At 68.4% G+C, this 14,063-nt stretch carries 12 protein-coding genes and 2 pseudogenes; 9 read left to right on the top strand and 5 right to left on the bottom strand.

What is annotated here, in order from left to right:
* The first annotated feature begins 367 nt into the window (after window positions 1-367).
* From H295_RS47215 to H295_RS46780, 4 genes and pseudogenes are all read left to right on the top strand, one after another.
* Window positions 368-1,351 carry a hypothetical protein gene (locus tag H295_RS47215; RefSeq protein WP_158691059.1) on the top strand — a complete coding sequence of 328 codons (984 nt, stop codon included), beginning with the start codon at window positions 368-370 and terminating at the stop codon, window positions 1,349-1,351.
* 50 nt (window positions 1,352-1,401) lie between these two features.
* The gene (locus tag H295_RS45560) at window positions 1,402-1,677 is read left to right on the top strand and encodes a CU044_2847 family protein (RefSeq protein WP_234021660.1); all 276 of its coding nucleotides are present in this window, start codon (window positions 1,402-1,404) and stop codon (window positions 1,675-1,677) included.
* 100 nt (window positions 1,678-1,777) lie between these two features.
* Window positions 1,778-1,885, top strand: a pseudogene (locus H295_RS47990) (IS5/IS1182 family transposase); the annotation flags it as partial.
* A 305-nt stretch (window positions 1,886-2,190) separates the two neighbouring features.
* A pseudogene (locus H295_RS46780) lies at window positions 2,191-2,276 on the top strand (glutamine synthetase); the annotation flags it as partial.
* A 53-nt stretch (window positions 2,277-2,329) separates the two neighbouring features.
* On the opposite strand, the gene H295_RS0120905 reads toward H295_RS46780, so the two are convergent.
* Both H295_RS0120905 and H295_RS0120910 read right to left on the bottom strand, forming a co-directional pair.
* The gene (locus H295_RS0120905) at window positions 2,330-2,767 is read right to left on the bottom strand and encodes a VOC family protein (protein WP_020137298.1); all 438 of its coding nucleotides are present in this window, start codon (window positions 2,765-2,767) and stop codon (window positions 2,330-2,332) included.
* 49 nt (window positions 2,768-2,816) lie between these two features.
* Entirely contained in the window at window positions 2,817-3,326 is a 510-nt protein-coding gene (locus H295_RS0120910) for a pyridoxamine 5'-phosphate oxidase family protein (protein ID WP_020137299.1), read from the bottom strand.
* A gap of 167 nt (window positions 3,327-3,493) precedes the next feature.
* On the opposite strand from H295_RS0120910, the gene H295_RS0120915 reads away from it, so the two are divergent.
* Complete coding sequence (locus H295_RS0120915) at window positions 3,494-6,481, top strand: bifunctional [glutamine synthetase] adenylyltransferase/[glutamine synthetase]-adenylyl-L-tyrosine phosphorylase (protein WP_020137300.1); 2,988 nt, start codon at window positions 3,494-3,496, stop codon at window positions 6,479-6,481.
* Here H295_RS0120915 and H295_RS0120920 read toward each other — a convergent pair.
* Window positions 6,469-7,392, bottom strand: coding sequence for a DMT family transporter (locus tag H295_RS0120920; protein WP_028809578.1), 924 nt, complete (start codon window positions 7,390-7,392; stop codon window positions 6,469-6,471). The genes H295_RS0120915 and H295_RS0120920 overlap by 13 nt on opposite strands.
* Window positions 7,393-7,463: 71 nt before the next feature.
* On the opposite strand from H295_RS0120920, the gene H295_RS0120925 reads away from it, so the two are divergent.
* Window positions 7,464-8,345: a LysR family transcriptional regulator gene (locus H295_RS0120925; RefSeq protein WP_028809579.1), complete on the top strand. Its 882-nt coding sequence runs from the start codon at window positions 7,464-7,466 to the stop codon at window positions 8,343-8,345.
* Here the strand turns inward: H295_RS0120925 and H295_RS0120930 are convergent.
* Window positions 8,342-9,220 carry a phosphatase PAP2 family protein gene (locus H295_RS0120930; protein ID WP_020137303.1) on the bottom strand — a complete coding sequence of 293 codons (879 nt, stop codon included), beginning with the start codon at window positions 9,218-9,220 and terminating at the stop codon, window positions 8,342-8,344. The genes H295_RS0120925 and H295_RS0120930 overlap by 4 nt on opposite strands.
* 131 nt (window positions 9,221-9,351) lie before the next feature.
* Window positions 9,352-10,386, bottom strand: coding sequence for a LacI family DNA-binding transcriptional regulator (locus H295_RS0120935; protein WP_028809580.1), 1,035 nt, complete (start codon window positions 10,384-10,386; stop codon window positions 9,352-9,354).
* A 350-nt stretch (window positions 10,387-10,736) separates the two neighbouring features.
* Between H295_RS0120935 and H295_RS0120940 the strand changes: the two genes are divergently transcribed.
* The 3 genes from H295_RS0120940 (at window position 10,737) to H295_RS0120950 (ending at window position 14,061) form a co-directional block, all read left to right on the top strand.
* Window positions 10,737-12,005, top strand: a complete 1,269-nt coding sequence (locus tag H295_RS0120940) for an extracellular solute-binding protein (RefSeq protein WP_020137305.1) — start codon at window positions 10,737-10,739, stop codon at window positions 12,003-12,005.
* Window positions 12,006-12,137: 132 nt separating this feature from the next.
* A complete protein-coding gene (locus H295_RS0120945) occupies window positions 12,138-13,142 on the top strand; it encodes a carbohydrate ABC transporter permease (RefSeq protein WP_020137306.1) in 1,005 nt (334 codons plus the stop codon).
* 13 nt (window positions 13,143-13,155) lie between these two features.
* Window positions 13,156-14,061: a sugar ABC transporter permease gene (locus H295_RS0120950; protein ID WP_020137307.1), complete on the top strand. Its 906-nt coding sequence runs from the start codon at window positions 13,156-13,158 to the stop codon at window positions 14,059-14,061.
* Window positions 14,062-14,063: the final 2 nt, after the last annotated feature.

Raw genomic sequence — 14,063 nt, forward strand, 5'->3', positions numbered from 1 at the left:
GTCCGACTCTGGAACCCGACTGACGGACAATCATTACGCGTACTCCGAGGCCACACCGGCATCGTCAACGCCGTCGAAACTGTCGGAGAACTAGGTAGCACTCTGATTGCATTCGCAGGCGCCGACGCTGCGGTGACCCTTTGGGATCAGCATTCAGGTCACGTGGAGATTGTGATTCCCGTATATCATCAAGTGAGTTCACTCTTGGGAATAGGCGCCTGCCTTTATGTAGCCCACCGAGGTGGACTTTTGGCGATAAACGTTGACGCATCTGCCTAGCAGGCTAAATGAAGGGGCATCGCTTAGCGCACAACTCCGTCACATCCTGATGTTTCGCTGCTTTTCCTGGAGATACTTGGGGAGCGCTATGCATGACCTGCCTGGACCTTTACTCCCAAACCGCCCCTCACCGGAGAAGGTGATTTTCCTTGGGGTGAATTCACAAGGATCTGCCGCGCTGTTCAACTTCCCTCGCTGGATGCATGCCCTCGGGTTTACGGCTCAACTGGAAGCCGTCGACTTGCCGGTTGGGTCCTCGTCGGCCGAAATCAGGAAGACGATCTCAAGGATTTCACAGGACTCCGAGATTCGAGGAGCCATCGTAACGACACATAAAATCTCGGTACACGAGTACGGCAGAGATATGATTCATATCCTTGCTCCACAATCCCAGGCGCTTGGCGAGGTTGGATTATTGAGGCGTGCCGCTGACGGTACGCTTCAGGGGTACGCCCACGATGTGGAGTCTATGGCACATGCGCTCGAGGACTTATTCCGCACGCCTTGGCCTGGAGTCGAAAATCGCGACGTGTTCATAATCGGCGCTGGTGGAGCCGGAACTGCGTTGGCGTATGTACTTTCAAGTCTGAACTCAGAGCAACCGGTCACCGTGACCGTGGCAGACAACGACCTTCGGCGCGTTGAAATACTCAGAGCGAAGCTGGCAAATTGGGTCGACGGACGTCTGGTGACCGTGACTGAGATGTCATGCCATTCTGAATTCATAGAGAACATGAACTTCGGCAGCATTATCGTGAACGCCTCCGGCTCAGGAAAGGATTGGCCGGGCAATCCTTTATCATCCGCCGTCAAATTCCCAAGAGGTGCAGTTCTATGGGATCTGAATTACAGATTCTTACCGCAGTCGGAGCCGACGTTTCTGGAGACGGGTCTGCGACAAGCCGCGAGTCGTCAGCTAAGACTGCTGGACGGCTGGAATTTATTTCTCTGGAGTTGGGCGGTAGCCCTGAATGCACTATTTGATCTACATGACCCGATTATTGCATTTCGGGCCGTCAAAAGAGTGTCGGATAATTGGCGTAACAGCATCTCATCACCAGTGGAAGGTTAGAAGCTTTGACTTCACGCGTCGTAACCTACGTGCTTGATGGAGACCAGCAGGTGTCCTTCGAGATTGAACCGGTGCAAGGCTTTTCAGAAGCCGCATCCGGTAGCGAACTTGTGGGCCGCGTCGGAGCGGCTATTGGTCCTGCCTTGCGAGCCGCCGGCGAGGTGCTGAGGCACGCGCGTGATGCAGGACCTGACGAAGTAGAGGTCAAATTCGGAATCAAGGTGACAGGCACGATGAACTGGCTCGTTGCCAAAGCTGCGACGGAGGGGAATTTTGAGGTGACCTTGTCTTGGCAACGAGGAGAAAATGAAGAAGCGCCACAGTAGGGAGCGTTTTCCAACATCCCGATGCTGACCGCAAGTTGGACGCTCCTGCGCGACATCGAAGCACTCGACCAAGATCACCCGTGTCTGCCGGGAGCTTCACGTGCTTGTCTACCCATCCTCGATCGATCTGTCCAGCCGAACCCTGCGGTTCCTTACCCGTCAACTGACCGCGCGGCAGGCGAAGATCGGTACACGGTGGCGACGCCTGCTTGGGGCAATGGGGGTCGTCGCAGTGAGCGTAGGGGAGCTGGAAGGCTTCGCCCCCACACTGGGGGTGGCGAAGGGCCCCGCATGGCTCTCCGCCGCACTTGAGGCCGGCGCTCACAAGGAATCAGCGGCGCAGAGACATGTTGCTGCGCTGGTGAAGGTGCTCAGCGATGCATGACGGCGGGCCGTCTGTGGGCCGTCGAAGGGCGGCCCACAGCGACCAACAACGACCAGGGACGGCCGTTCGACCTTAGGTCAGCGCTGCACCGACGCCGATCGCGCGAGGTCGCTCCGGGCCGACGTCACTTCCTGCGCAACAAGCGGCAGGAGTGGAGGAGTACCGCTCAGAGGTCACGGCCTTCGAGCTGCGGAAGAACCTGCCGGTGCTGTAACCGCAACGCGGGACGGGGCCGACGGTCACGGACCGTCGGCCCCTCTGCTGCGACTAGCGGGCCGCCGCCTGGTCCGCCAAGACCTGGTGCAGGGGCTCCGTCTCCCGGCGCCGGTACTCCTGGATCGCCCAGCCGTTGCCGTCCGGGTCCTTGAAGTACATGAACGTGGCGCCGTCCTGCGGGGCGAACTGGACCGGCTCGCTGACGTCCAGGCCGCGGGCGGTGAGTTCCTCGTACGCCGCCTTCGCGTCCGTCACGCACAGCTGCATTCCGTGGTACGTGCCGGGCTGCGGGGCGCCCGTGGGGACCTGGAGACCGTCCACCAGGGCGATGGAACAGCCCGAGCCCGGCGGGGTCAGCTGACAGATGCGGACGCCCTCCATCACCTCGCCGTCCAGATCCACGTGGAAACCGACCTTGTCGCGATAGAACTCCTTGGCCCGGTCCACGTCCGAGACCGGCAGCAGGATCACTTCGAGGCTCATGTCCATGGCGTGACTCCCTCGTCGACGTCAGTGCATCCGTCACATGCGGCCGTCCTCAGAAGCGCCAGCGCGTCTGGCTGAACGGCTGTCCCTTACCGAAGCCGAAAACCGTCCGCGGCGCCACCGCATAGACGACGGCGTGTCCCGGACCGTGATGGAAGTACCCGTCCCGTACCTCGAAGCGCCAGAAGTCGCCGTACTTCGCCTCCCACGCCGCGGCCAGCTCACGCAGCCGCGTGTCGTCGGTGACCCGCACCGCCTCGCCCTCCACCACCAGGTCGTAGCCCTTGTCCCAGATGTTGGTCCCGGTCGTCAGCGTGACGTGCGGGTTGTGCGCGAGGTTCCTCGCCTTGCGCTCCTCGGGACCGGTGCAGAAGTGCAGCGCCCCGTGCGCCCACACCGCGGGCAGCGGTGTGACGTGCGGGCGCCCGTCCGGGCGTACCGTCGAGATCCAGAACAGCTCGGCGGAGGCCAGCAGCGACTCGGCGTCGGCCCACGGCGTCGCCCGCGCGTCGGGGTCGCTGTAGCGCTGGTCGAGACGGGTCTCGGGTTCCTGCTCGGTCATCACGCGGCCTCCGGCTCGGGGACACCCGGGCTCCGCGGATGTCCGGCTCGACACTCCCTGTCCGACCTTCCCCCTACCCAAATCTCCCCACCCGCTCCCCGGCGCTTCTCCCCGCCTCTCCGGTTACGCTCGATCGACATGCAACTGGATCGGACGGGAGACCGGGGATGACCGCGGCGCCGGGGCGCAGGAGCAGTACCTTCACTCGGCTGCTGCGGCACGGTTTCACCGATCCGTCCGCCGCCGAGCGGCTGCTGGACAGCCCCGAACTGAGCGCCGTACGCAATGACCCGGTGCTGCTCGAGGCCCTCGGCGCCACCGCCGACCCCGACCTCGCGCTGCACGGCCTCGTACGGCTCCTGGAGGCGCAGTCCGACCGGGAGCTGCTCGACACGGTGATAGCGGCCAAGCCCCTGCGGGACCGGCTGCTCGGCGTGCTCGGGGCGTCCGCCGCGCTCGCCGAGCACCTCGCCCGGCACCCCAGGGACTGGCACGCGCTGGTCACCTACGAGCCGAGCGACCTCCATCCCGGCGTGGCGGAGTTCGAACGCGGCCTTTCCGAGGCCACCGACCCCGTCTCGCTGCGCGTCGCCTACCGCCGCTGTCTGCTGTCCATCGCCGCCCGGGACGTGTGCGGCACCACCGGCATCGCCGAGACCGCCGCCGAACTCGCCGACCTCGCCACCGCGACCCTGCGCGCCGCGCTCGGCATGGCCTGCGCGGCCGCCCCCGAGGACGCCGACATGTGCCGGCTCGCGGTCGTCGCGATGGGCAAGTGCGGCGGACATGAGCTCAACTACGTCTCCGACGTCGACGTGATCTTCGTGGCGGAGACCGCCGACGGCGCCGACGAGGGCAAGGCCCTGCGCGCCGCCACCAAACTCGCCTCGCACATGATGCGCATCTGCTCCGAGACCACCGTCGAGGGCTCCATCTGGCCCGTCGACGCCAACCTGCGGCCCGAGGGACGCAACGGGCCGCTCGTGCGCACCCTCTCCTCCCACCTCGCCTACTACCAGCGCTGGGCCAAGACCTGGGAGTTCCAGGCCCTCCTCAAGGCCCGCCCGGTCGCCGGTGACCTCGAACTGGGCCGGAGCTACGTCGAGGCGCTGGAACCGCTCGTGTGGAAGGCCGCCGAGCGCGAGAACTTCGTCACCGACGTGCAGAAGATGCGCCGCCGCGTCGTCGAGAACATCCCCGTCGCCGAGCTCGACCGCCAGCTCAAGCTCGGCCCCGGTGGCCTCCGGGACGTCGAATTCGCCGTCCAGCTCCTCCAGTTGGTGCACGGCCGCGAGGACGGCTCACTGCGCAGCGGCACCACCCTGAACGCCCTCCAGGCCCTCGCCGCCGGCGGCTACGTCGGCCGCGCCGACGCCGCCCAGCTCGACGAGGCCTACCGCTTCCTGCGCTCCATGGAGCACCGCATCCAACTCTACCGGCTGCGCCGCACCCACCTCGTCCCCGAGGACGAGACCGACCTGCGCCGCCTCGGCCGCTCCCTCGGCCTGCGCACCGACCCGGTGACCGAGCTGAACCGCGAGTGGAAGCGGCACGCCTCCGTCGTACGACGGCTGCACGAGAAGCTGTTCTACCGGCCGCTGCTGGACGCCGTGGCCCAACTCGGGCCCGGCGAGATCAGGTTGAGCGCCGGGGCGGCGCGGGAGCGGCTGGTCGCGCTCGGGTACGCGGATCCGGCCGCCGCGCTGCGGCACCTGGAGGCCCTCGCCTCCGGCGTCACCCGCAAGGCCGCGATCCAGCGAACCCTCCTTCCGGTGCTGCTGGGTTGGTTCGCCGAGTCCGCCGACCCGGACGCCGGACTGCTCAACTTCCGCAAGGTGTCCGACGCGTTGGGCAAGACCCCGTGGTACCTGCGGCTGCTCAGGGACGAGGGTGCCGCCGCCGAGAACCTCGCCCGCGTCCTGTCCGCCGGCCGTCTCGCCCCCGACCTGCTGATGCGCGCCCCCGAGGCCGTCGCCCTCCTCGGGGACGGCGACGGCGGCGGCCTCGCACCCCGCGGGCGCGACTCCCTGGAACAGGAGACCCTCGCCGCGGTCCGCCGCGCCGACGGCGCCGCCCAGGCGGTCACCGCGGCCCGCGGGGTCCGCCGCCGCGAACTGTTCCGTACGGCCGCCGGGGACATCGTCGGCTCCTACGGCACCGAGACCCAGCCCGCCGAACCGGACCAGGGTGCCCTGGTCGACCGCGTCGGCGCCGCCGTGTCCGACCTGACCGCGGCCACCCTCGCCGGCACCCTGCGCGCGGTCGTCCGGGAGGGCTGGGGCGACACCCTGCCGACCCGGTTCGCCGTCATCGGCATGGGCCGCTTCGGGGGACACGAACTCGGCTACGGCTCCGACGCGGACGTCCTGTTCGTGCACGAGCCCCGCGAGGGCGTCGAGGAGCGCGAGGCCTCCCAGGCCGCCAACAAGGTCGTCTCCGAGATGCGGCGGCTGCTCCAGATCCCGAGCGCCGACCCGCCCCTGCTGATCGACGCCGACCTGCGCCCCGAGGGCAAGTCGGGGCCGCTGGTCCGCACCCTGACGTCGTACGCGGCCTACTACCGCCGCTGGTCCCTGGTCTGGGAGTCACAGGCGCTGCTGCGGGCCGAACCGGTCGCCGGGGACGAGGAGTTGGGCCGCCGGTTCATCGAGCTCGTCGACCCGCTGCGCTACCCGGCCGCCGGTCTCGGCGACGACGCCGTACGGGAGATCCGGCGGCTCAAGGCCCGCATGGAGTCCGAGCGGCTGCCCCGGGGCGCCGACCCGAAACTGCACACCAAGCTGGGGCCCGGGGGGCTGTCGGACGTCGAGTGGACGGTCCAGCTGCTCCAGATGCGGCACGGGGCGGGGGAGCCGGGGCTGCGGACGACCCGTACGCGCGCTGCGCTCGCCGCCGCGCGGGACGCCGGGTTCATCTCGGCGGAGGACGCGGCGATTCTCGACGAGGCGTGGGTGCTGGCGACTCGGGTGCGGAACGCGGTGATGCTGGTGCGGGGGCGGGCGGGGGACACGTTTCCCTCCGAGGCGCGGGAACTGGCCGCGGTGGGGCGGTACTTGGGCTACGAGGCGGGGCATGTGGGGGACATGCTGGACGACTACCGGCGGACCGCTCGGCGGGCTCGGGGTGTGGTGGAGGAGTTGTTCTACGGGGCGTAGGAGGGGTCGTTCTTCGGCTGCGGACCGGTGGGGGCTTGTCGCGCAGTTCCCCGCGCCCCTGACTGGGTCAAAGCGACCCCTGTCAAAACGATCCCCATCCCCAGCAGCACCCGCAACCCCACCCTCTCGTCCAGCAGCAGCGCCCCCAGCGCTATCGACACGACCGGCAACAAGTAGCCCACCGTCGCCGCCGTGACCGGGCCCTCGTCCGCGATGAGGCGGTAGTTGAGGTAGAAGGTGACCCCCGTCCCCAGCACACCCAGCGCCGTCACCGCCCCCAGTGCCGTGAGGTCGGCGTCCACCGGGCCCGCCACCGGGACCGACAGGGTCGTCCACGCCGTCGCCATGAGGAGTTGGGCCGCGGAAAAGGCCAACGGGGCCTGGCCCGAGGTGAGTTTGCGGGCCATGTACGCGAAGGCCACGGCGTAGCTCGCGGCGGCGGCGAGGAGGGCCAGGGCGCCCCAGGTCAGCAGGCCCGAGCGGTGCCAGGGGGCGAAGATCAGGACGGTGCCGGCGAAGCCGAGGAGCAGGCCGGCCAGCCGGAGCGGACGCAGGCCGCGGTCGGTGCCCAGCAGGACCCCGATCAGCAGGGACCACAGCGGAGTCGTGGCGTTCAGGACGCCCGCGACGCCCGAGTCGACGGTCTGCTCGCCCACCGCGAACAGGGCGAAGGGGACGGCGTTGCAGAACAGGGCCGCCACGATCAGGTGACCCCAGGTGGCGCGGGACCGGGGCAGGCGCTGACCGGCGGCCCGGGCCAGCAGGAGCAGTACGGCCGTCCCCAGCGCGCACCGCGCGATCGTGATCTGGGCGGGGGACAGGCCGTGGTCGAGGGCCAGCTTGATCCAGAGGAAGCCGGAGCCCCAGAGGAGCGCGAGAACAGCCATGCGAAGGGTGGAGGCGGATGACATGACTCCACCGTCCCCGACCGGACTTGTCAGGACAAGTGAAAGATCCTGGAGTCATCGTTAAGCTGGAGTACATGCTTGATGTGCGACGGATGCAGATGCTGGCGGCCGTGGTGAGCACCGGTTCCGTCACCGCGGCCGCGGCCCGGCTCGGGTACACGCCCTCCGCGATCAGCCAGCAGGTGGCGGCGCTGGAGAAGGAGGCCGGGACCGACCTCCTCGAACGGGTCGGGCGGGGTGTGCGGCCCACCGCCGCCGGGCTGCTGCTCACCGAGCACGCGGACGCGATCGGCCGACGGGTCGCCGAGGCGGAGACGGCCCTCGCGGACCTGCTCGCGGGTCGCACGGCCCGCCTCTCGGTGCGGTACTTCGCCACCGCCGGGGCCCGTCTGGTCGCCCCCGCGGTGGCCCGGCTGCGGTCCGATCGGCCCGGTGTGCGGATCGAGTTGAAACTGGCCGGTCCCGACCCGCTGCCGGACGTCCGGGAGGGCCGGGCCGACCTGGCCCTGGTCGTCGGACCGGGCGACCACGACGGCGTACGGCTGCTGCACCTGCTGGACGACCCCTACCTCGCGGTGCTGCCGAAGGCCCATCCCCTCGCGGCCCGCCGCACCCTCCGGCTGACCGACCTGGCCGGCGAACCCTGGGTCGGCAGCGAGTGGCCCGGACCCTGTCTCGACGCCCAGCTCGGCGCCTGCGCGGCGGCCGGGTTCCAGCCCCGCTTCGTCGTCGACAGCGAGGACTACGCCACCGCCCAGGGCTTCGTGGCGGCGGGACTCGGGGTCACCCTGATCCCGCGTCTCGGCCTGGGCGGACGGCACCCCAACGTCGTCGTACGCCCGCTGAAGGGCCCGGAACCGACCCGGGCGATCCTCGCCGCCGTACGGGAGAGCGCGGCACCGCAACCCGCCCTGGAGGTGTTCGTCGAGGCGTTGCGGGAAGCGGCGGCGGGTTAGCGGGTGCGGTCTCCGGAGGGCAACGGCCGCGGGCTGCCGCTGCGGTCTCTGTCCGGGACGGTCTTCGGCAGCCGGTACGGCAGCGTCCCGTACCAGAGCCGGGCCACCGTGAAGCCGAACAGCAGGCACAGGACGCCGCCCACCGCGTCGAGCCAGAAGTGGTTGGCGGTGGCGACGATGACCAGCAGGGTCGCCGTCGGGTAGAGGAGGCCGAGCACCCGCACCCACGGCACCGACGCCAGCGCGAAGATCGTCAGCCCGCACCACAGGGACCAGCCGATGTGCATGGAGGGCATCGCGGCGTACTGGTTGGACATGTGCTTGAGGTCGCCGGAGGCCATCGAGCCCCAGGTCTGGTGGACCATGACGGTGTCGACGAAGTCACCGCCGCGCATCAGCCGCGGGGGCGCCAGCGGGTACAGGTAGTAGCCGACCAGTGCCACGACCGTGGTCGCGAACAGCACCAGACGCGCCGCCGCGTACCGGCCCGGATGGCAGCGGAAGAGCCACACCAGGACGCTCAGCGTCACGATGAAGTGCAGCGTGGCGTAGTAGTAGTTCATCCCCACGATGAGCCAAGTCACCGAGTTCACCGCGTGGTTGACGGACTCCTCGACGGCGATGCCGAGATGGTGCTCCATCCGCCAGATCCAGTCGGCGTTGCGCAGGGCCTGCGACTTCTGCTCCGGCACCGCGTTGCGGATCAGCGAGTACGTCCAGTAACTGACCGCGATCAGCAGGATCTCGAACCAGAGGCGCGGCCGGCGCGGAGTGCGCAGCCGACGCAGCGGACCGGGCCGTTCCGAGGCCGTGAGGGAGTCGGGAACGGCCGTGTTCTCACGGTCTTCCAGACTGGTCACGGTCGAGTCACCCATAGACACAAAGTCTGCCAGAAAGGCCCTGTCCCCCCGATCATCCCGCGGTCGGGTTCGGGTTGCATGTCCTGCAGCGGGAAGAGTGCCCCGTTCTCCTGCTTCCGCAGTGGTTCGGACCCGGTTTCTCCGCCCTAGGGACGAGTGCGTTCCCCGGGCGCCGACGCCGTCGACCCGCGTACCACCAGCTCCGGCATGAACACGAATTCGCTGTGCGGCGCGGGCGTTCCGCCGATCTCCTCCAGCAGTGTGCGGACGGCCGCCTGCCCCATGGCCGGCACCGGCTTGCGGATCGTCGTCAGCGGCGGGTCGGTGAAGGCGATCAGGGGGGAGTCGTCGAAGCCCACGACCGAGACGTCCTTCGGCACGTCGAGGCCCAGCTGCCGGGCCGCCCGTATCGCGCCGAGCGCCATCATGTCGCTCGCGCACACCACGGCCGTGCAGTCCCGCTCGATGAGGGCCGTGGCCGCCGCCTGGCCGCCCTCCAGGGTGTAGAGCGAGTGCTGGACCAGTTTCTCCTCGACGGTCGCGGCGGGGAGACCGAGCAGGTCCTGCATGGTGCGCACGAACCCCTCGATCTTGCGCTGCACCGGCACGAACCGCTTGGGGCCGAGCGCCAGACCGATCCGGGTGTGTCCCAGCGACACCAGGTGCGTCACCGCCAGGTTCATCGCCGCGCGGTCGTCGGGGGAGATGAAGGGTGCCTGCACCTTCGGCGAGAAGCCGTCCACCAGCACGTACGGCACGCCCTGCGCCCGCAGCTGCTCATAGCGCTGCATGTCCGCGGAGGTGTCCGCGTGCAGTCCGGAGACGAAGATGATGCCCGCCACGCCCCGGTCGACGAGCATCTCGGTGAGCTCGTCCTCCGTGGAACCGCCCGGGGTCTGGGTGGCGAGCACCGGGGTGTAGCCCTGCCGCGTCAGCGCCTGTCCGATCACCTGCGCCAGGGCGGGGAATATCGGGTTCTCCAGCTCCGGGGTGATCAGGCCCACCAGACCCTCGCTGCGCTGCCGCAGCCGGACCGGGCGCTCGTACCCCAGGACGTCGAGTGCGGCGAGCACGGACTGGCGGGTGGTCGCGGCGACGCCGGGCTTCCCGTTGAGGACGCGGCTGACCGTCGCTTCGCTCACCCCCGCCTGAGCAGCGATGTCGGCTAGCCGTGTGGTCACGGCACCGGACTGTACCGGCCGTATCGTCATCGCGGTCCCTCTGTTCTGGTCGGCGCCGCTTGTCCCGCAAGGGGATGATTCCCGTGCGGCACCCGGATGGCAAGAGCTTGCAGAGTCTTGCACAGCCGGTCGCACCCTGTTCCATCCCGGTAAACAAGGGTCTCACGACGGTCGCCGAGAGGTCACGCCCGGATAACTTCAACGGGCCCTTGCAGTTTTTTGCTGCAAGGTCTTTCGCAAGTCTTGCATCGCTGTTACGTTCGGCGACGCCCGGCGGAGAAGGCGGACGGGACCCCCTTCGCAGCACAGCAGTACAGCAGCACACGGGCCATCACCCTCAAGGAGATCTCATGCGGCGTGGCATAGCGGCCACCGCGCTGGTGGCGTCGTTCGCCCTCGCGGCGACGGCCTGCGGCGGAAGCGACAGCGGCGACAAGGCCGACGGTCCGGTCACCATCACCTGGTGGGACACTTCCAACGCCACCAATGAGGCGCCGACGTACAAGGCCCTGATCAAGGACTTCGAGGCCGCCAACAAGGGCATCAAGGTCAAGTACGTCAACGTCCCCTTCGACCAGGCGCAGAACAAGTTCGACACCGCCGCCGGCGCGAGCGGCGCCCCGGACGTGCTGCGTTCCGATGTCGGCTGGACCCCCGCCTTCGCCAAGAAGGGCTACTTCCTGCCCCTCGACGGCACCGAGGCCCTCGCCGACCAGGCCAAGTTCAAGCCGAACCTGATCGAGCAGGCCCAGTACGAGGGCAAGACCTACGGCGTCCCCTTCGTCACCGACACCCTCGCCCTGGTCTACAACAAGCAGCTCTTCCAGAAGGCCGGCGTCGAGGCCCCCAAGAACTGGGACGACCTGAAGAAGGCCGCCGCCACCATCAAGGACAAGACCGGCGTCGACGGCTACTGGGGCTCCACCCAGGCCTACTACGCCCAGACCTTCCTCTACGGCGAGGGCACCGACACCGTCGACGCCGCCGCGAAGAAGATCACGGTGAACTCGCCCGCCGCCAAGAAGGGCTACGGCACCTGGCTGAGCCTCTTCTCCGGCAAGGGCCTGCACAAGGCCGACACCACCGCCGACGCCTACGCCCACATCCAGGACGCGTTCGTCAACGGCAAGGTCGCCGCGATCATCCAGGGCCCGTGGGAGATCACCAACTTCTACAAGGGCTCGGCCTTCAAGGACAAGGGCAACCTCGGCATCGCCACCGTCCCGGCCGGCTCCACCGGCAAGGCGGGCGCCCCGACCGGCGGCCACAACCTCTCGGTCTACGCCGGCTCGGACTCCGCCCACCAGAAGGCGGCCGAGAAGTTCGTGGGCTTCATGACCTCCGCCAAGTCGCAGACGCAGATCGCGCTGAAGAACTCCACGCTGCCCACCCGCGACGACGCCTACACCGCCGAGGTCAAGGCCGACCCGGGCATCGCCGGCTACCAGACGGTCCTGGCCTCCGCCCAGCCGCGCCCGGCCCTGCCGGAGTACAGCTCCCTGCTGACCCCGCTGGACACCGAGCTGAACTCCATCGCCGGCGGCAAGGAGTCCCTTGACAAGGGTCTGAGCAACGTCGAGGTCTCGATCGCCAAGCTGGTGCCGGACTTCAGCAAGTGAGCCCGCGCGGCCGTCGGATCCCCCGCAAGGACGGGGGGATCCGGCGGCCGCCCGGCCCGTGCCCGGCCACCCCGGGCGGCCGCTCGGACCGGCCACTTCTCAGAGCCGTAGAACTTCCAGAAGGTGTCGAACATGACAGTCGCCATCGACCGCGCCACCGGGCAGCGCCGCGGTGACCGCGCGCCCCGGCCCGGGCTGGGCCAACGCCTCAAGCACGGCTACCAGAGACACTGGTATGCCTACGCGATGATCGCCCCGGTCGCCGTCGTCCTCGGCGTCCTCGTGCTCTACCCCCTGGTCTACGGCGTCTACCTCACGCTCACCGACGCCAACAGCCTCAACACGGCCCGCACGATCGGCGTCAACCACATCGACGCCACCTACAAGTTCATCGGCCTGGACAACTACGCCGACATCCTGTGGGGCCCGACCGCCTACGACCGCTTCTGGTCGCACTTCATCTGGACGATCGTCTGGACCGCCCTGTGCGTGGCCCTGCACTACTGCATCGGGCTCGGCCTCGCCCTGCTGCTCAACCAGAAACTGCGCGGCCGCACCCTGTACCGGCTGATCCTGGTGCTGCCCTGGGCCGTGCCCACCTTCGTCACCGTCTTCGGCTGGCGGTTCATGCTCGCCGACGGCGGCGTCATCAACCTCGCCCTGGACGCGCTCCACCTGCCGAGTCCGGCCTGGCTGGAGGACACCTTCTGGCAGCGGACCGCCGCGATCATGGTCAACACCTGGTGCGGCGTGCCGTTCATGATGGTCTCGCTGCTCGGCGGGCTCCAGTCCATCGACGCCTCGCTGTACGAGGCCGCCGAGATGGACGGCGCGAGCTCCTGGCAGCGCTTCCGGTACGTCACCCTCCCGGGCCTCAGGAGCGTCAGCTCCACCGTCGTCCTGCTCGGCATCATCTGGACGTTCAACCAGTTCGCGGTGATCTTCCTGCTGTTCGGCAACACCGCGCCGGACGCGCAGATCCTCGTCACCTGGGCCTACTACCTGGGCTTCGGACAGCAGCCGCGTGACTTCGCCCAGTCGGCGGCGTACGGCATCCTGCTGCTGGCCATCCTGATCGTCTTCACCTCCTTCTACCGCCGCTGGCTGAACCGCAATGACCAGCAGCTCGCGATCTGAGGACGGAGTCCCCATGAGCACGACCACAGTCGAGACCCCGGCCACGGTGAACGGGCGGACCGCCGAGGCGCCCCGACGGACCCGCGGCCGCGGTGACAAGAGCCTCGCCGGCTCCCTCGCCTCGCACGGCATCCTGATCGTCGCGAGCCTCGTCGCGCTGTTCCCGATCGTCTGGCTGGTCTTCCTGTCCCTCGGCCCGGACAAGGACGACTACCTCCACCCGGGCGGCATCTGGAAGAAGATGACGTTCGACAACTACGCGTTCGTCCTCCAGCACACCGAGTTCTTCAGCTGGCTCAAGAGCTCGCTGATCGTCTCGCTTGGCACCACGGTGATCGGGGTGCTGATCGCGGCGACCACCGGGTACGCCGTCTCCCGTATGCGCTTTCCGGGCTACCGGAAGTTCATGTGGGTCCTCCTGGTCACGCAGATGTTCCCGGTGGCCGTGCTCATGGTCCCGATGTACCAGATGCTCTCGGACCTCAAGCTCATCGACAGCTACCTCGGGCTGGTCCTCGTGTACTGCTCGACGGCGGTGCCGTACTGCGCCTGGCTGCTCAAGGGGTACTTCGACACCATCCCGTTCGAGATCGACGAGGCCGGGCGGGTCGACGGGCTGACCCCCTTCGGCACGTTCGCGCGGCTGATCCTGCCGCTCGCGCGGCCCGGGCTCGCGGTGGCCGGGTTCTACAGCTTCCTGACCGCCTTCGGCGAGGTCGCGTTCGCGTCGACGTTCATGCTGTCCGACACGAAGTACACGTTCGCGGTGGGGCTCCAGAGCTTCGTCAGCGAGCACGACGCCCAGCGCAACCTGATGGCGGCGACGGCGGTGCTGATCGCGATACCGGTGTCGGTGTTCTTCTACCTGGTGCAGAAGAACCTGGTCACCGGGCTCACCGCCGGTGGCACGAAGGGCTAGCC

This window comes from Streptomyces sp. 351MFTsu5.1, assembly GCF_000383655.1.
Taxonomy (GTDB): Bacteria; Actinomycetota; Actinomycetes; order Streptomycetales; family Streptomycetaceae; genus Streptomyces; species Streptomyces griseorubiginosus.

Bases quoted from the DNA above. Each gene is read 5' to 3' on its own strand.
- H295_RS0120945 (WP_020137306.1), top strand. From the start codon at position 12,138: ATGACAGTCGCCATCGACCGCGCCACCGGGCAGCGCCGCGGTGACCGC.
- H295_RS0120940 (WP_020137305.1), top strand. From the start codon at position 10,737: ATGCGGCGTGGCATAGCGGCCACCGCGCTGGTGGCGTCGTTCGCCCTC.
- H295_RS0120905 (WP_020137298.1), bottom strand. From the start codon at position 2,767: ATGGACATGAGCCTCGAAGTGATCCTGCTGCCGGTCTCGGACGTGGAC.
- H295_RS47215 (WP_158691059.1), top strand. From the start codon at position 368: ATGCATGACCTGCCTGGACCTTTACTCCCAAACCGCCCCTCACCGGAG.
- H295_RS0120930 (WP_020137303.1), bottom strand. From the start codon at position 9,220: ATGGGTGACTCGACCGTGACCAGTCTGGAAGACCGTGAGAACACGGCC.
- H295_RS0120910 (WP_020137299.1), bottom strand. From the start codon at position 3,326: ATGACCGAGCAGGAACCCGAGACCCGTCTCGACCAGCGCTACAGCGAC.
- H295_RS0120925 (WP_028809579.1), top strand. From the start codon at position 7,464: ATGCTTGATGTGCGACGGATGCAGATGCTGGCGGCCGTGGTGAGCACC.
- H295_RS0120950 (WP_020137307.1), top strand. From the start codon at position 13,156: ATGAGCACGACCACAGTCGAGACCCCGGCCACGGTGAACGGGCGGACC.
- H295_RS0120915 (WP_020137300.1), top strand. From the start codon at position 3,494: ATGACCGCGGCGCCGGGGCGCAGGAGCAGTACCTTCACTCGGCTGCTG.
- H295_RS0120920 (WP_028809578.1), bottom strand. From the start codon at position 7,392: ATGTCATCCGCCTCCACCCTTCGCATGGCTGTTCTCGCGCTCCTCTGG.